The organism is Oceanisphaera psychrotolerans (genome assembly GCF_001870485.1).
Classification (GTDB): domain Bacteria; phylum Pseudomonadota; class Gammaproteobacteria; order Enterobacterales; family Aeromonadaceae; genus Oceanimonas; species Oceanimonas psychrotolerans.
The window spans coordinates 1-17,287 of the sequence record NZ_MDKE01000014.1; the positions used below are offsets into that span (position 1 = coordinate 1).

The 17,287-nt window shown below is 57.9% G+C and carries 14 protein-coding genes and 2 pseudogenes; 2 read left to right on the forward strand and 14 right to left on the reverse strand.

The features are described from left to right. Positions 1–102 precede the first annotated feature (102 nt). Positions 103–384 (forward strand): annotated as a pseudogene (locus tag BFR47_RS06595) (outer membrane beta-barrel protein); the annotation flags it as partial. A gap of 53 nt (positions 385–437) precedes the next feature. Here BFR47_RS06595 and BFR47_RS06600 read toward each other — a convergent pair. The 7 genes and pseudogenes from BFR47_RS06600 to BFR47_RS06630 form a co-directional block, all read right to left on the reverse strand. Then, positions 438–2,084, reverse strand: a complete 1,647-nt coding sequence (locus tag BFR47_RS06600) for a bifunctional diguanylate cyclase/phosphodiesterase (RefSeq protein WP_071472337.1) — start codon at positions 2,082–2,084, stop codon at positions 438–440. Further along, complete coding sequence (locus BFR47_RS06605; RefSeq protein ID WP_071472338.1) at positions 2,012–2,899, reverse strand: PDC sensor domain-containing protein; 888 nt, start codon at positions 2,897–2,899, stop codon at positions 2,012–2,014. Before BFR47_RS06605 ends, BFR47_RS06600 begins: the two co-directional genes overlap by 73 nt. A gap of 32 nt (positions 2,900–2,931) precedes the next feature. Next, on the reverse strand, positions 2,932–3,987 hold the full coding sequence (locus BFR47_RS06610; protein ID WP_071472339.1) for a polyamine ABC transporter substrate-binding protein: 1,056 nt from the start codon (positions 3,985–3,987) through the stop codon (positions 2,932–2,934). 166 nt (positions 3,988–4,153) lie between these two features. Further along, on the reverse strand, positions 4,154–4,597 hold the full coding sequence (locus tag BFR47_RS06615; RefSeq protein ID WP_071472340.1) for a universal stress protein: 444 nt from the start codon (positions 4,595–4,597) through the stop codon (positions 4,154–4,156). A 30-nt stretch (positions 4,598–4,627) separates the two neighbouring features. Further along, positions 4,628–5,914: a TRAP transporter large permease gene (locus tag BFR47_RS06620; RefSeq protein WP_071472341.1), complete on the reverse strand. Its 1,287-nt coding sequence runs from the start codon at positions 5,912–5,914 to the stop codon at positions 4,628–4,630. A gap of 41 nt (positions 5,915–5,955) precedes the next feature. Continuing rightward, complete coding sequence (locus tag BFR47_RS06625) at positions 5,956–6,549, reverse strand: TRAP transporter small permease (protein ID WP_071472342.1); 594 nt, start codon at positions 6,547–6,549, stop codon at positions 5,956–5,958. A gap of 94 nt (positions 6,550–6,643) precedes the next feature. Beyond that, a pseudogene (locus BFR47_RS06630) lies at positions 6,644–7,674 on the reverse strand (TRAP transporter substrate-binding protein). A gap of 65 nt (positions 7,675–7,739) precedes the next feature. Between BFR47_RS06630 and BFR47_RS17760 the strand changes: the two are divergent. Next, positions 7,740–8,024, forward strand: a complete 285-nt coding sequence (locus tag BFR47_RS17760; protein ID WP_139215121.1) for a hypothetical protein — start codon at positions 7,740–7,742, stop codon at positions 8,022–8,024. A 233-nt stretch (positions 8,025–8,257) separates the two neighbouring features. Here BFR47_RS17760 and BFR47_RS06635 read toward each other — a convergent pair whose 3' ends face one another. From BFR47_RS06635 to BFR47_RS19090, 7 genes are all read right to left on the reverse strand, one after another. Then, on the reverse strand, positions 8,258–10,489 hold the full coding sequence (locus tag BFR47_RS06635; protein ID WP_071472343.1) for an NADP-dependent isocitrate dehydrogenase: 2,232 nt from the start codon (positions 10,487–10,489) through the stop codon (positions 8,258–8,260). A gap of 222 nt (positions 10,490–10,711) precedes the next feature. Then, entirely contained in the window at positions 10,712–12,127 is a 1,416-nt protein-coding gene (locus BFR47_RS06640) for a diguanylate cyclase (RefSeq protein ID WP_071472344.1), read from the reverse strand. A 267-nt stretch (positions 12,128–12,394) separates the two neighbouring features. Beyond that, positions 12,395–13,723, reverse strand: a complete 1,329-nt coding sequence (locus BFR47_RS06645; RefSeq protein WP_071472345.1) for a dicarboxylate/amino acid:cation symporter — start codon at positions 13,721–13,723, stop codon at positions 12,395–12,397. A 495-nt stretch (positions 13,724–14,218) separates the two neighbouring features. Continuing rightward, positions 14,219–14,437, reverse strand: a complete 219-nt coding sequence (locus tag BFR47_RS18145; protein WP_217645485.1) for a helix-turn-helix domain-containing protein — start codon at positions 14,435–14,437, stop codon at positions 14,219–14,221. 17 nt (positions 14,438–14,454) lie between these two features. After that, positions 14,455–15,657, reverse strand: coding sequence for a sigma-54-dependent transcriptional regulator (locus BFR47_RS06650; RefSeq protein WP_217645486.1), 1,203 nt, complete (start codon positions 15,655–15,657; stop codon positions 14,455–14,457). Positions 15,658–15,877: 220 nt separating this feature from the next. Continuing rightward, the gene (locus BFR47_RS06655) at positions 15,878–16,807 is read right to left on the reverse strand and encodes an ammonium transporter (RefSeq protein ID WP_217645487.1); all 930 of its coding nucleotides are present in this window, start codon (positions 16,805–16,807) and stop codon (positions 15,878–15,880) included. Then, positions 16,804–17,085: a hypothetical protein gene (locus BFR47_RS19090; RefSeq protein ID WP_217645488.1), complete on the reverse strand. Its 282-nt coding sequence runs from the start codon at positions 17,083–17,085 to the stop codon at positions 16,804–16,806. Before BFR47_RS19090 ends, BFR47_RS06655 begins: the two co-directional genes overlap by 4 nt. Positions 17,086–17,287 lie beyond the last annotated feature (202 nt).

The following is a 17,287-nucleotide window of genomic DNA, read 5'->3' on the forward strand; positions in this document are numbered from 1 at the left end:
TATACAAGCGCATCTTCGGCATTATCTGAGCAATAAAAATGAGGGGATCTCTGAGATTCGGAACAGCTATTTAAAACAAAGTTAAAGCATTATTTCGGGTTTTATGCGTTGCCACAAATTCCCATCAAGGACTTTATGTCCGTCTATGCTCTCGTTGGTTGGACCAAAGCCAAAGCCGAAGCCAAAAGCATGGAATTCCCGGGGAATGGGATACCGTATAAAATATCTGACTCGGAAGACGACTTCAGTTATGGCGTCGGGGGGCGCTTTCTGGACCGGAGCCGCCCCGGTGGCGTGGCCTTCTTCGCGGAGTATGCCCAGCTGATCAACCGCAGCGACTACGATATCAACGGCCTGATGCTGGGGCTGAGCTGGCATTTCTGATCATCGCTCAGCGTTATTGCCAAGGGCCTCAGGGCCCTTTTTAGTTGTGATCATCAGGCCGGTGATGGCCGAAAAGTACCGGGGTGCTGGTTCGTGAGTCGCGCGGTGATGTCGTTGGCCGGGGACGGACGTCCGAACAGGTAGCCCTGCAACAGATCACAGCCTTCGGCGGTCAGAAAATCCAGATGACTCTGGTCTTCAACGCCTTCCGCGACCACTTGCATTCCCAGCGAATGTGCCATGGTGATGATTGCCGACAGGATCAGGCCGTTGTTGCTCTCCTGGAGGTTGATGATGAAGCTGCGGTCAATCTTGAGAATATCAATGGGCAGATTCTGCAGGTAACTGAGCGAGGAGTAACCGGTACCAAAGTCGTCGAGGGCGATTCGTGTCCCCCTGCGGTGCAGTTCATAGAGGTTTTCCATGACCTGTTCCTGCCCCTGAATCAGCCCCGTCTCGGTCAACTCGAGATACAGGTCCTGAGGGGCGAGCTGATACCTGGCCAGCAGCGCCATTACCCGGCGGGTGAACCCCGGTTGCTGAAGCTGAATGCTGGAAATGTTCACGGCGACTTTTATGCTGGGCAGAGCCGCGCTTTTCCAGGTTTGTAACTGGCGAGCGGCTTCTTCCAGTACCCAGTTACCGATGGCCTCGATCATGCCGTTTTTCTCTGCCAGAGGAATAAACTGGCCCGGTGAAACCACCCCCAGTTCCGTATCGGTCCAGCGGACCAGGGCCTCGACCGCGACCAGATCGCGACTGTGATTATCGATAATAGGCTGATAGAAGAGCTCAAATGCCTGATTCTCAACCGCATGATGCAGTCGCTGAACCAGACGGGCCTGCTGCAGCGACTGCGTTGCCAGGGATTTGGAGAAAAACTGGTAGTTGCCCTTGCCGCTGGTCTTGGCCTGATACATGGCCAGATCCGCATGCTTGATCAGCTCCTCGACGCTGGTTCCGTCGTGCGGATAGAGAGCGATACCGATGCTGGAGCCGGCATAACATGAAATTCCTTTCAGCTCTATGGGCTGAGCCAGTGCGCTCAGCAGGCGTTTGGCGACGGACGCCACGTCCAGTGCGGACTCCATGTTGCGCAGCAACAGGGTAAATTCATCGCCCCCGAAACGAGCCAGTCCCGAGGGGTTATCGCTGACGATGGGGCGGGACAGGCCATCATCGGCACGCAGATTGCCCTGGATGATGTTTGCCACCCTGGCCAGGAGCTGATCCCCGACCGGGTGGCCGTGAGTATCATTGATCTGCTTGAAGTTATCCAGATCCATAAACAGCAGGGCAAACTGCTGCTGATGTTTTTGCGACCGCTCTATTTCACGGCGTACCATCTTGATAAACATTCGTCGATTGGCGAGGCCGGTCAGACTGTCCTGAAAGGCAAGGGTGCGGATCTGCTTGTTCGATTCTTGCAACGCCAGGCTCATGCGATTGAAAGAGCGGCTCAGCTCCCCGATTTCGTCTTCGTGCTGGATCGGAACCTGGATCAGCTGCTGGTGCTGCCCCATGCTGGCCAGCGCCCGGTTCAGGCGTTGCACCGGTTTGAGGAACTGATTACGAAACAGTAGCAGCAATAGTGGCACCGACAGCACCACGGCCCCCAGGCAGACGATTAATACCAGCCGGCCGATATGACGGGAGTCCCGCAACAGTTCTGCTTCGGGCAGCAGCAGGTGTACCTGCAAATCCGGATGTAGCTGCCGGCTGTGATGCTGATAGGGCTGTCCCTGGAACTCGATCTCTGTACTGCCTGCGGGTGTTCATCGATGATGGTCATGCGATCGCTGAAGGGCTGCCGAGTCTGCTCCGCTGACAGAGAGGTGGCCAGCACGTGGTGACGGTTATCGGTCAGCAGCAGTTCTGCGCCATTCCAGGGGGTGGATGGCAACATATCGATCAGCGGTTGCAGGCTGATGGTCAGGCTGAGATAGCCACGCAATTCGGGCTCCGCACGGAAGGACTCGGTGGCGGTATTAATCAGCCGAATGCGGCGCGATACATAAAGAGCCGGCTCCTGGTTGTCGGGGTTGAGCATGATGCGACTGAGCAGGTCGCTGGAAGCCTGCTGGATCGCCATGAAGTGGGGGCTTTCACCTTCCTCTTCGGTCCGGTTGATGATGTTGCGGTTGGTCAGACGAATATCTTCAAAGCCGTCGGGCTGCAGCACCCGAATCTCGTAATAATCCGGGTATATGTTTTGAATGCTGGCGAGTTTGCTCTGCAGCGGACGTTGCATCAGGGCATAACGTTCTTCGAGATCGTCGGTCAGAACATAGTTTTTGAATAAGGGGTCGTCGGCAAAAACCGAGACATTGGCCAGGGCAACCTCGGTTATCTGCGTTACCCGACTTTGAAGTGAGTCCATCAGGAGTCGTATTTCCTGCTGGCCCTTGGTATGGGCATTATCCTTCAGTTGCTGATAGGCCAATAGACCAATCAGCAGCATGGGGCCGGCGATCAGCGGAATAACCAGCAAGGGTAATTTGGTGCTCAGTTTCATACATGCTCTTTATTGTCTGGCCGCAGACCGGCTTATTGCAGCACCCTGGCCGCGATATGATTGCGTTGCCGCATCGCTCTGGCGGGCAGCCCTTGATGAAACTCGGAGGACTCAAGCGTTGTCGGGTCGGGATAAATAACCGGATTTTGCAGGAATTCTGCCGGCAGCAGTGCTTCGGCTGCCATATTGGGGGTGGCGTAATACACAAATTGTGCTTGCTGAGCCGCATGGGCCGGCTCATTGATAAAATCCAGGAAGGCATAGGCCAGATCGGGATCCCGAGCATGGGTACCCAGGGCCAGGTAATCCACCCAGACATTACCCCCTTCCCGGGGCAATACATAGCGAAGCTGATCGTTATATTCCTGCAGTATCAGGGCGTCACCGTTGTACATCATCGTCGCCAGAATATCACCGCTCAGGATCGGTGACTGTTCATCCAGAGTAATATACTGGTAGGTACGGACATGGGGTTTCTGCTCGAGCAGCAGCGTCTCGGCTTCTGCCAGATGGGCCTTGTTCGTGCTGTTGGCGGAATACCCCAGCGCCTTGAGTGCCATGCCAATCATGTCTGCCGAGGTCTCAATCATGGCTATCTTGCCCTGCAGCTCCGGTGCCGGTCGGAACAGTTGCTGCCAGTGGGTGATAGGCGTGGTGACCAGGTCACTGCGATAAAGGATGCCGGTGGTCCCCCAGAAATAGGGCACGCCATATTTTTCCGCGCCCTCGACGGCCTGGCACCAGTGGGGATTCAGGTGCTGCAGGTTAGGCGCCCTGGCGGGATCCAGTTCTGCAATCCAGCCCCGCCTGGCATAGGTTTCCAGGCTGACACCGGACACCAGTATCAGGTCGTAGCCCCGGCCGCCGTTGACCAGCATCATTTCGGTGCGTTGATCGTCCGAGCTGTAATAGATTTCGGCGACGTCGGCATCGTATTGACGTTCAAACTGTGCGACCAGAGCGGGATCCAGATAATCCGACCAGTTGAGAATGACCAGTTGTCGTGATGCAGCCTGGCTGTATGAACTGCCAATCGTCAGCAGCAAACAGATAGATAGCAGCCATGATCTTGCCAGAGTGCAGAACATGTTAATAAAGTTCCTTTTATTACAATGGCCACAGGCTATCTAATTTTTATTATATTTCATAGGCATAAAAGACCGGCGGCATGCTAGCGCGCCGGTTGTTCAGGGAGCATGGCAGGCTTGTTTCTGCAGCCGGGCTTGCCGGTATTCCCGACCGGAGGGCGCTTTATCAGACCACCAGCACCGGACACTTGGCGGCGCTGGTTACCCGATGAGAAACACTGCCGAGCAGCATGCCCTCCTTGTCACTGTGGGTGCCACGGGTGCCGACCACAATCAGATCGGCTTCTTTTTCTCGGGCGAAGTTCACGATGATCCGGGAAGGGCGACCGCTTTTCACGAAGCCCCGCACCTTGCTGGCTCCCAGCTGCCGGGCATGCTCCTTGGCGTGATTGACGACTTCTCTGGCATATTCCGACAGTACCTTGTCCGGAATGTCCATTTCCGCCGGCCGTCCGATGGACAGGGTCGCCTCGAACAGGCTGTGGTGTTTGTAGACGCAGATCAGATAAATCTCGGCATCGGGCAGCAATTGCTGCAATTGCACGGCTTTGTCCAGTGCCCTGAGTGAAGAAGCGGAGCCGTCTACGGCCACAACTACTTTATGAAACACGGTTGCCTCCTGGTATCGGTGATGGCGTCATCAATCGGGAAAGGCCATATCACGCAAAAACAGCGCGATATCCGGAAAGGCGATAATCAGCCCGGCGGCGGCCACCAGCATGAAGATGAACGGCGGTGTACCGCGGATCACTTCCATGTAGGGTCGTTTGAAAATGGCGATGGCAGTGAAGATATCGCAGCCGAACGGCGGGGTGGCCGAGCCGATGGCCACCTGCAGGGTAATGAGCACCCCTACCAGTACCGGATCCAGCCCGGTGGACTGAATGGCCGGTGCAAAAATGGGGGTCAGCACCAGGATCACCACGATGGGGTCCACAAACATGCAGGCGATAAAGAACGCCACACAGATGGCGATCAGCACTCCCACCGGACCGGCTTCGTTGACGCCGACCGACTCGAGAATGGCCTGTGGTACCTGGGCGAACGACAGTATCCAGGAAAAGCCGTTACCCACCGCGACCAGAATGAAGACCACGGCGGTGATCAGTCCGGTGGATTTGGCGATGCGATAGATTTCCTTGAGTTTGAGCGATCGAAACACCACAAACTCCAGCAGGAAGGCATAAAGTACGCAGACGGCGGCGGCCTCGGTGGGGCTGAAAATACCGCCATAGATACCGCCGACGATGATCACCGGAAAAAACAGTGGCCACAGCGCCATCCGGACCGCGACCAAGCGCTCGGACCAGCTGGCTTTCGGTTCGGTGGGCACCTCGTTTTTATGGGCGTAATAAAGGCAGTAGAGTGAAAACATCACCAGGATCAACAGCCCGGGCCCGATACCGGCGATAAACAGTTCGGCGATGGAGGTTTCGGAAATGACCCCATAGATGATCATGCCGATGCTGGGCGGGATAAGGAAGGCGATGTCGCTGGCATTGATGATCAGCGCCAGGGTAAAGGAGTCGGAATAACCGGCCTTGAGCATTTTCGGGCGTAGCGGCGAGCCCACCGCCACCACCGTGGCCTGGGTCGAGCCGGACACGGCACCGAACAGGGTGCAGGAGGTGGCGGTGCTGATGGCCAGCCCGCCCTTGATATGGCCGATGAAGGCCATGACCATGTTGATCAGCCGGTCGGCGGAGTGGCCTCGGGTCATGATATCGGCGGCGAGAATAAACATCGGCACCGCAATCAGCGAGGCCGGACGAATACCGCCCATCATCTGCTGGATAAAGGTGCCCATCTGACCGAAGCCGTCGAACATCATCACGAAGCCGACCACCGAGGCGGTGATCAGCGGAATCATCATGGGAAAACCTAACAGCAGCAGCCCAATCATGATAGCCATTAATAGCGTTGCCATGGTTTATGCCTTTTTTATGGTTATTGAAGCCATGCCCGACATTACACTTCGGTCTCGGTATCGCTGTAGCCATCCACCACCCCGGTGGAGAGATAGACGCCGTCGCTGGTGATGTTTTTGATGGCGGTCAGCAGGTACTGAATGCCGGTGATGGCAAAACCCACGGGCGCCCAGACGTAAATCCACCAGATTTCGAAGCCCAGTGCCGGCAGAATGCGGCCGCGACTGTGAAGGGTGTCGATATAACCGTAGGCGTGGTAGCTGAGAAAAAACATGACCAGGGCGGTAAAGAGCGCGATGAATATCATCAGTACTTTTCTGGCTTTGGCGGGTAGCGCATCGTAGAGGGCCGACATGCGGATGTGGCGACCGTGGCGGGCGGCGTAACCGAGGCCGGCGAAGGTGATGAAGATAATCAGGATGCGGTTGATCTCGCCGGAGAAGAAGAACCCTTCTCCGAACAGGAAGCGGGCGATGACATTGGCACAGGTGTTGACCGCCATCAGCAACACGCCGGTTGCCAGCATCACGGCTTCGAATCTGGCGATCCACTCGTCCATCACGCCGAGTAACCCCGGCAGACCAGATTCGTAGCCAGCGGTGTCATCTTCTATTTCGGGAGTGTGCTCAGACATGGTTGTGCTCCGGAGCAGCCCCGCCACCGCAGGGCCAAAGCCTCGGGGCGGGGATTAACGTCAGGCCCACAGGTATCGCGCAGTGGGCCAGGGATCAGTTGGTTTGCAGACGTTCAAGATCTTGTTTGAACTGGTTCAGCAGTGTCTTGCCGTTGTCACCGGTCATGTCGATAAACTTGTCCTCGACCTTGGGCGCTCGGGCCTTGAAGGCGGCAATCTGGGCGTCGTCCAGGCGAGTGACCGTGACCTTGTCGCTGCTCTTGGTGATTTTTTCGAGCGAGCGGTCGGCGAGGCCGTCGATGTGCTGGATGATTTCTTCGAAGGCATAGTCGGCGGCCTTCTGTACCAGCTGCTGGTCCTCATCGGACAGGTCGTTGTAGAAATCCTGATTCGCCATCATGGCGGTGGTAAACCAGCCGTGACCGGTGAAAATCAGGTTGGGGGACACCTCGTAGAGGCCGCCGGATTCAATCCAGAAAATCGGGTTTTCCTGACCCTGGATCATGTTGGTCTGCAGGGCACCATAGACTTCACCCCAGGGCAGGGGGGTCGGGGTGGCGCCGAAGGCGGAATAGGTTTCCGACAGCAGCGGGTTGGTCATGACCCGGATTTTCTTGTTGTTCAGCTCTTCCGGCGTGGTGGCGGGTTCATCCAGGGTGATGACCATTTCGCCTTCGGGATACATCTTCAGCAGCTCCAGGCCCTTTTGGGCATAAAGCTTGGGAAAGTCTTCGTTGATGGCCTTGCTCTCGCGGAAGAAGCTTACCACCTGGTTCATGTCGGTGGGCATCAGATAGGGAATGAAGAAAATCTGGCTTCGGGGATCAGGGCGCCGGTAAAGCCGGGAGACTGGTTGACGAAGTTGAGAATGCCCGCCTGGGTTTGTTCCATGATGTCGTCGGACTCGCCCAGCTCGCCAAAACGGTAAATCTGCAGGCTGTGATCCGAGTGCTCCTCGATGTATTCCTTGAACTTTTGCGCGTATACGTCCTGCACATCACCCTCGTATTCTTCGTGGGCATAGCGCCAGTTGGCGGCCTGCGCGGCAGTACAGGTGAATAACGCCAGCGCCGACAGTCCGGTTAGTTGCTTGAGTCTGCGCTTGAATCCTTTTTGCTTGTCCATTTTATGCTCTCCTTCGTTTCGTTCTCTAACCTCATTTGGGGCTATTATAGACTGGCAAAATAAGCATGAAGACGCAAGAAGAGGGGGCGTTCAAATATGATTTGGTGGGCCGCGCCGAGCAGGGAATATTGCTGAATGATACGTTTTGTCATCATTTTTCAGATGTTTTTGGTTATATTGTGGTTTTTAAAGGGGTTTTAATGAATGGGCGCCAATGGTGCCACCTAGCTGCAAAAGGTAGAGTTCAAAACATTACAGCAATAACAAAGATAGCAAGATGGCCTGGAAACAGCATAGTTGCCGGAAAACAAAACAGGCAACCCCTGTTGCCTGTTTTTTCGCCGGAATGACGAATGATAGGGTGGAGTGAGGTTCCGCTCAGAAATGGTAGCTCAGCACCAGACCGGCCAGGGATTGGGTGGCGAGGGAATGCACAATGGATTTGTACATAATGGATCTGTACATGAAGGGCTATGCTCCTGAGATAAAGCTCAGAGTGAGTCTAGCATCATGAACGGTTGCGGGACCTGTAATGTAAAAACCCGGCCGGAGCCGGGTTTGTTATTTCGGATTATAAAGACGCTCAGCCTTTTACCTGCTCCAGGGCCTGGTTCAGGGTAGCGCTGGGGCGCATCACTTTCTCCACCGCGGCCGGGTCGACATGGTAATAACCGTCGAGGCCAGCGGACTTGCCCTGTACTTCGTTCAGTTCGGCCACGATTTGGGCCTCCTGCTCGGTCAGCGTCTTGGCCAGCGGGGCGAAGTGGGCGGCCAGTTCGGCGTCGTCGGTCTGGGCGGCGACTTGCTGGGCCCAGTACAGGCTCAGGTAGAAGTGGCTGCCACGGTTGTCCAGCTCACCGGCCCGGCGAGACGGCGACTTGCCGTTGTCCAGCAGCAGCTCGGTGGCCTTGTCCAGGCACTTGGCCAGGATCTTGGCACGGGCGTTGCCTTCCTTGATGCCCAGCTCTTCCAGCGATACCGCCAGCGCCAGGAACTCACCCAGCGAGTCCCAACGCAGGTGGTTTTCTTCCATCAGCTGCTGCACGTGCTTGGGGGCGGAGCCGCCGGCACCGGTTTCGTACATGCCGCCGCCGGCCAGCATCGGCACGATGGACAGCATCTTGGCCGAGGTGCCCAGTTCCATGATCGGGAACAGATCGGTCAGGTAGTCGCGCAGCACGTTGCCGGTCACGGAAATGGTGTCCAGGCCACGCTTCATGCGCTCCATGGAGAAACGGATGGCTTCGTTGTAGGACATGATGTGAATGTCGAGGCCGTTCAGATCGTGCTCCTGCAGGTAGGCTTCCACCTTCTTGCGCAGCTCATTGTCATGGGCGCGCTCGGCATCCAGCCAGAATACTGCCGGGGTGGCGGAGTTGCGGGCGCGGGTTACGGCCAGCTTCACCCAGTCGCGAATGGCGGCGTCCTTGGTCTGGCAGGCACGCCAGATATCGCCTTTTTCCACGTCGTGCTGCATCAGTACCTGACCGTTGGCATCGACCACGCGCATGGTGCCGTTTTCACGCAGTTCGAAGGTCTTGTCGTGAGAGCCGTATTCTTCGGCCTTCATCGCCATCAGGCCCACGTTGGGTACGGTGCCCATGGTGCGAGGATCGAAGGCGCCGTTGGTCTTGCAGAAGTTGATGACTTCCTGATAGATGCGGGCGTAGGTGCTTTCCGGCATGACCGCCTTGGTGTCTTTCTGTTTGCCATCACGGCCCCACATCTGACCGGAGTTGCGGATCATCGCCGGCATGGAGGCATCCACGATCACGTCGCTCGGCACGTGCAGGTTGGTGATGCCCTTGACCGAGTCGACCATGGCCATTTCCGGGCGATGCTCATAGCAGTCGTGAATGGCTTGCTCGATTTCGTCCTGAGTGGACTGGGGCAGGCTCTTGATCTTCTCCAGAACGCTGTTCATGCCGTTGTTGGGGTTGACACCCAGCTCGTTGAACAGCTCGCCGTATTTCTCGAATACCTCACGGTAGAACACCTTGACCGCGTGGCCGAACACGATGGGGTGAGACACCTTCATCATGGTAGCCTTGACGTGCAGTGACCACATCACGCCGGTTTCTTTGCAGTCCTGCAGGGTCTGTTCGAAGAAGGCTTCCAGCGCCTTGGCGCTCATGAACATGCCGTCCAGCACTTCACCGGCCTGCAGCGGCAGTTCTTTCTTCAGCTCGACCTGACCGGCCTGATTGACGAACTCGATGCGAACGGTCTGGTCTTTATCCATGGTGACGGACTGTTCGCTGGAGAAGAAGTCGCCGCCATTCATGTAGTCGGCGTGAGAACGGGAGGCCTTGCTCCAGGCACCCATGGAGTGAGGATATTTGCGTACAAACGCCTTGACCGCAGCCGGGGCACGACGATCGGAGTTGCCCTGGCGCAGTACCGGGTTGACCGCGCTGCCGAGGATTTTGGAGTAACGCTCGAGGGCAGACTTTTCTTCGTCGGTTTTTGCCTCTTCCGGCAGATCGGGAATGTCGTAGCCCTGACCTTGCAGCTCCTTGATACAGGCACGTAGCTGCGGCACCGAGGCGCTGATGTTGGGCAGCTTGATGATGTTGGCGTGCGGATCCTGGGTCAGCTCGCCCAGTTCACTCAGGCCGTCGGCCACTCGCTGTGCTTCGGTCAGGCGCTCGGGGAAGGCGGCCAGTACGCGACCGGCCAGAGAGATGTCGCTCAGGGTCACGTTGATGCCGGCGCTGCTGGCAAAGGTGCGCACGATGGGAAGCAAAGAGTAGGTAGCCAGGGCGGGGGCTTCGTCGGTCAAGGTATATACGATGGTTGGTGCTTTGATTGTCATTATTTCGCTCGTTCCCTGCTTGATAGATGGGGGTTCAGCGGCTCAGCTCAATACCTGCTTTTGGCCGATACTGACGCTGCTCAATGCCGCTGGATTGAATAGCCGACCGGCATTGTATGACATATCGCCCTCAAGACTTAAGCGTCCTGAGTAAATTCTGTGGCTTGATTCGACTAAATATATATGTTTCGCCCTGATATCAGCATGATGGTGCGGCCGTATTCAGGCATGGTCATCCAGATCGGCGCCTCCCACCATGGCGGCAGCCACCCTGCTCGCCTCGGTCGTGCAGGCCTGGTCTCTGCCATTATGCTTGGCGGTATAGAGGGCATTGTCTGCATGCTGCACCAGGCTGTCGACGGTATCCTCGGGTTCGAGCTGGGCGATGCCTGCACTGGCGGTGATGCCACCCCGGCAGGGGAAACGATGCTGACGGATGCTGGCCAGCAGCCGTTCGGCCAGCAGCTTGCCCTGGGCGAGATCGGTTTCAAAGCACAGCACCAGGAACTCCTCTCCTCCCCATCGGCAGACGGAGTCGGTCTCGCGCAGGTTGTTCTGCAGCAGCCGACCGAACCGGGCCAGCACCTTGTCGCCGGTCAGGTGGCCGTACTGGTCGTTGATCCGTTTGAAGTGATCGATATCGAGCATGATCACCGACAGCGGGCGCCCGTATCGTTGTGCCCGTCGCAGGTCTATTTCCAGGCTGACGTTCAGCCCGTGCCGGTTGGGCAGCAGGGTCAGGGCATCGGTCTGCGCCATGTCCCTGAGTTGCCGGTTTACCGCGTTCAGGCGCCAGGCCCAGAACAGACTGGTGGCAAGCACGGCCATCAGCATGAGCCCCAGTAACGTTGCCAGACGATAATCGGTGACCATTTCCGGCACCATCTGCAATGACAGGTGGCGGTTCATCACCTGTTGCCGTTCCTGCTCGGTAATGGCGGCGATGCCCTGATTTAGAATATCGCGCAGGGTCTGTTCCGATTTGAGTACGCCCATGCGCAGCCGGTTGTTGTAACCGGGGATTTGTCCTGAAATCTTGAGGTTGAACCAGCCTTCTCGTTTGATGGTGTTGGCAGCGACGATCAGCGATCGCAGGGTCATGTCGGCCTTTCGTTCCGATACCAGCCGCAGGGCCTCGGTTTCCGACTCGGTGTGGATAATGGTCAGGTTGGGAAAGTCCCGGGCGAAAAACTCCGCCATGGCGGTGCCGCGGGGCAGGGCGATGGTTTGATGTTTCAGGCGGGACACATCGGAGATGAAGGGGTGTTCTTCCCGGGTGATCAGCACATTGGCATCGTCCAGCAGCGTGTCGGTGAAGATCAGCCACCGTTCCCGCTCGGGGGTCTGGTTGAGCAGACTCAAGGCCACACAGTCGCCATTCCGGGAAGCGGTCAGACTGTCTTCCCAGCTGGTGGTGGGGTGCAGCTGTATTTGCAGCCCGGTTTTGGCGGCCACCAGGGCTATCAGGTCGGCGGCAATGCCCACATGCCGGTTATGGTCGTCGATGGCTTCGAAGGGCAGCCAGTCCGGGTCCACGCACATCGAGATCTGCGGATGAGCACTGACATAGGCCTGCTGGGAAACATTCAGGGGTACCGAGGCATCGACGGCCCAGCTCCCGGTAACGGGGGCGAGCAACAACCATAGCCATAGTCCGTACCACCGGTGGCGGCTCCGGTGCCGTTCGGAGAGCGGGGCTGGGGCAATACTTGAGGCAGAAGAGTCCATTCTTATCCCCAAACAGTAACATATGAAACCATAATGCGATTTTCGCCGATGGAGAGCAATGGAAAGGGCGATAGTTTTTCGGGTGGAGACCCTGAAATATTCATCGCAGGGGGAAGTGGCCGGGAATAAAAAACGCCCGGGCGAAACCCGGGCGTTGGTGCAGGCGTAGCGCCGTGATCAGGCCTTGGTGCTGGACTGCTGTCCTGCGCCGTGCGGGAAGTGGATTTCTTCTTCCCGCTTGCCGGCGTTGGGGTTGTTGAAGCGGGCCACATCCATGGCGCCTTCGCTCTTGCCGACGATACAGGTCACCACCGAATCACCGGTGATGTTGACCGCGGTGCGGATCATGTCCAGCAGACGATCCACGCCGATGATCAGCGCAATGCCTTCTACCGGCAGACCCACCTGGTTCAGCACCATGGCCAGCATGATCAGACCCACTCCGGGTACACCGGCGGTGCCGACAGAAGCCAGGGTGGCGGTCATGATCACCATCAGGTAATCATTGAAGGTCAGATCGATGTTGAAGGCCTGGGCGATAAAGGCGGTAGCCACACCCTGCATGATAGCGGTGCCATCCATGTTGATGGTGGCGCCCAGCGGTACGGTAAAGGAGGCTATCTTGTTGTCTACCCCCATACGGCGCGTGGCGGTTTCCATGGTCACCGGAATGGTGGCGTTGGAGGAGGCGGTGGAGAAGGCGAACATGATGGCATCTTCCATTTTCTTCAGGAAGATCAGCGGGTTCAGTCCGGTAAAAGCCCTAAACATGATGGAGTAGGTCACCAGGCCGTGCAGCAGCAGGGTGCCGGCCAGCACCAGGAAATATTCCATCAGGTTGAAGATGGCATCCAGTCCCAGGCCGGTGAACAGCTGGGCCATCAGGCAGAACACGCCATAGGGGGCCAGATTCATCAGCAGCATCACCAGCTTCATGATGACGTCGTTGAGGTCGCTGAACAGGGCGGCGATACGCTCCCCCGGCTTGCCGGCCAGGCTGATGGCAATGCCGAACAGTACCGCAAACACGATGATCTGCAGGGTATTGCCCTGAGCCATGGAGTTGATGGGATTGGTGGGGAACATGCCGATGATCACCTCGCCCAGGGTGGGCGCTTCCTTGGCGGCAAAGGAGGTAGCGGCAGTGAGATCGACGCCTTCGCCGGGCTTGAACAGGTTACCCATCAACAGTGCCAGGGTGATGGCGATGGCGGTGGTGACCAGATAAAAGGTCAGGGTCTTGCCACCGAGGCGGCCGAGGGTGGACAGGTCTTTCAGTGAACTGGTGCCACACACCAGCGAGACGAAGATCAGCGGTACCACCAGCATCTTGAGGCTGGCGATAAAGATCTGACCAACCACCTGCAGCAGGCCATTGACGATATATTCCTGCACCAGGGCGACTTCGGCCAGCAGGGTACGGAAAATAAAGCCGGCCAGAATGCCGAGGCTCATGCCGAGCAGGACCTTGCCGGTCAGCGACATTTTTTTCTTGTCGGTTGTCATCAGATGGATTCTCCTTATCCGATATAAGGGCTCAAAAACGGAGGCGTCAATAACGCCCGAGAAGGGGCCGGCGGCCCCGGTGTTGCCACCGCCGAGCAGATCGGGGCGGCGGCGGTCTGAACCGCGCCGCACTCTAAAGCAAGTAAGGTGCCAATTGTGTATTTTATGGTTAATTTTTTGTTTTTTAAAGGAAAAATCATTTAGAAGCGGGAGAGTGGTTACCGGGTATAGGTATAACCATGGCTATGGATGGGGGAGGTTTTTACGGCTAAATTGTTGTTTGTTTAGGGGTTTTCATGCTCACCGTCAGGTTATAGCCATAATTAATGTTATAGGGGTTTTGCCGGCTCGCCAGGACATCAGGGCCTTGATTCCTGCCTTAACGACGATGAGCATGATGCGAAAAGGCGATGCAGAAGCCCGCAAACGGGCATCGCGAAACTGATGGCGCTGCCATTGGCAGAGGGGATTAAGGCTTCTTCAGGGGGCTGCCGCTCATCCGTGTTCACCGCCTTCGGCATCTTCGGTGGCGGACTTTTTCAGTCGTTTGCTCAGGGCGGGTTGGGAGATCCCCAGCAGGCGGGAAGCCAGCGACTGGTTACCCTGGGCGCGGCGCATGGCCTCTGCCACCAGCAGCTCACCGGCCTGTTGCAGCGTGGGCAGGGGTTGAAGCTGTCCGAACGGGCCCTGCTCCGGGCTGGTAGTGGGCTCCATATGGACCGGCTCCTGATTCAGTGCCCGCCGAAACACCTCCATCGACAGCATCCGGCTGCGATGCTGGCTGGTGGCATCGAATACCAGGCGCGCAGCTCGCGCACGTTGCCGGGGAACTCGTAATTGGCCAGTAATACCGGCAGCTCCTTGGGGATGCTGGGGACGGCCTTGCCCAGTTCTTCTGCGGCTTCTGCCAAAAAATGGGCCAGCAGCAGGGGAATGTCGCCCTTGCGCCGGCGCAGCGGTGGCACCTCTACCTGGTGGGTACGCAGTCGGTAGTAGAGATCCTTGCGGAAGTCACCACTCTGTTGTTTTCTGGCCAGATCCTGGTGGGTGGCGACCACGATGCGAGCCTGTAGCCGCCGGGGACGATCGCTGCCCAGAGGGTAATATTCCCCTTCCTGCAGCAGGCGCAGCAGTTTGACCTGGGACGCCAGACTCAGATCGCCGATTTCGTCCAGAAACAGGGTGCCGCCCGCCGCCTGTTCGATCATGCCGGCTCTGCTCTTGTCGGCGCCGGTAAAGGCGCCGCGATGATGGCCGAACAGGGTGTCGGCAAACATGTTGTCGTCCAGCCCCGCGACGTTCACGCAGACCATGGGGCCGCTTCGTTTGCTCAGGCCGTGAATGGCGCGGGCGATCAGTTCCTTGCCCACGCCGCTTTCTCCGCTGATCAGCACCGGCTGCCGGCTGGCCGATATGGCCTCCAGATACTGGAATATCGAGCGCATGCTCTTGTCCTGGGTGATGATGTCGTGAAACACCTCGGGTTGTTCCAGGGTATCGGTCAGCAGGCGTCGGCGCATCTCCTGATTTTCCAGGCGCATCTCCTGGGCCCGGATCGCGCGCTTGATACTGCCGATCAGGCGATCTTCTTCCGTGGTCTTCACCACATAGTCGTAGGCGCCGAGTCGAATACAGCTGACGGCGGTTTCCAGCTGGTTCAGGCCGCTGATGATGATGACGGTGATGTCCGGGTATTCTTCCACTATCTGCTGCAACAGCGCTTCACCCGACAGGTGGGGCATGGTCAGATCCAGCAGCACCAGCCCGATCGGCTCACGGGCGATAATGCTCATCACGTCGCGGCTGTCGCTGCAGCGATAGCTGTGATTGATGCCGGCCTTGCGTTCCAGGGCAATATCGAGACTGCGCAGAAAAGAGGGCTCATCATCCACCAGCAGCACCCCGAAGCTGGGGTAGCGATTGTCATTGCTCACGAGGCGGTTCCTTCAATGCAGGGGAGAAAGACAGTGGCACGGGTACCCCGGCCGGGTTCGGAATGATACAGCAGTCGGCCGCCGGGTTCCCGTACTATGCTGGCTGAGTGGTGATATACGTCATGGGGCGGCGCCGCGCTGAAGGCGGGAGTATACATCGGCATACGGGAGGCTGGCGCCGAAACGTGGCGCTGGCCTCCTGCTGCCGGGCAGGGATTCGTCAGTCATCAGAAGTGGCGGCAATCTTGTGGATGCTGAGATCGGCGCCGTTGAATTCTTCCTCGTCGCTCAGGCGGATGCCCACCAGCAGACGGATGCCGCCGTACACCAGCAGGCCGCCGAGCACGGCGACGGTGATGCCGGCGAGAGTGCCCAGCAACTGAGAGACAATACTGACACCACCCAGGCCGCCCAGCGCCTGCTGGCCGAAAATGCCGGCGGCAATGCCGCCCCAGGCGCCGCAGATACCGTGCAAGGGCCAGACGCCGAGTACATCGTCGATCTTCCACTTGTTCTGTTGCAGGGTAAACAGCCATACGAACAGGGCGCCGGCGATGATGCCCACGATCAGGGCCCCGATGGGGTGCATCAGATCGGAACCGGCGCAAATCGCCACCAGACCGGCGAGGGGGCCGTTATGGATAAAGCCCGGATCGTTCCGGCCCAGGATCAGCGCGGCGATAATGCCACCCACCATGGCCATCATCGAGTTCAGCGCTACCAGTCCGGAAATGCTGTCCAGGGTCTGAGCCGACATCACGTTGAAGCCGAACCAGCCGATGGACAGTATCCAGGCGCCCAGCGCCAGAAAGGGAATGCTCGACGGCGGAAAGGCCGCCAGCTTGCCGTTGCGATAGCGGCCCCGGCGTACCCCCAGCAGCAAGATGGCCATCAGGGCTATCCAGCCGCCCACACCATGCACCACCACCGAGCCGGCAAAGTCATGAAAGGCGGCGCCGAAGGTGGCGGCCAGCCAGTCCTGCAGGCCGAAGTTGCCGTTCCAGACGATGCCTTCGAAAAAGGGGTAGACGAAGGCCACCGACAGCGTCGAGGCACAGAGGATGGGCCAGAATTTTGCCCGTTCGGCGATGCCGCCGGAGACGATGGCGGGAATGGCGGCGGCGAAGGTCATCAGAAAGAAGAACTTCACCAGTCATAACCCTGGCCGGCCGACAGGGTTTCGGCATCCTGAAAGAAGGTGACGCCGTAGGCGACCCAGTAGCCGACAAAAAAGTAGGCGACGGCGGAAAAACCGAAGTCGGTCATGATCTTGACCAGAGCATTGACCTGGTTCTTGTGGCGGACCGTACCTACCTCGAGAAAGGCGAAGCCGGCGTGCATGGCAAAGACCATGACCGCCCCCATCAGAATAAACAGGGTGTTGGCACTCTGTGCCAGGGTGTCGATGGCGCTACTGATGCTGTCCATTAATCTCTTCTCCTCGATGCCCGCTGGCGATGCAGGCATTGCACCATGGTGGTGCCTTTTGGTTATCACCTGTCCAGAATGGTGCATCACCGTTCTGCTCACGCTTCAGGATGCTGCCTGTAGTGACCCGGGCTGCGTCGTCAGGCGCTTGGATTGCCGGCATCACGCCGGTGCATGGTCGAATATCAAGCATGAAGCATGC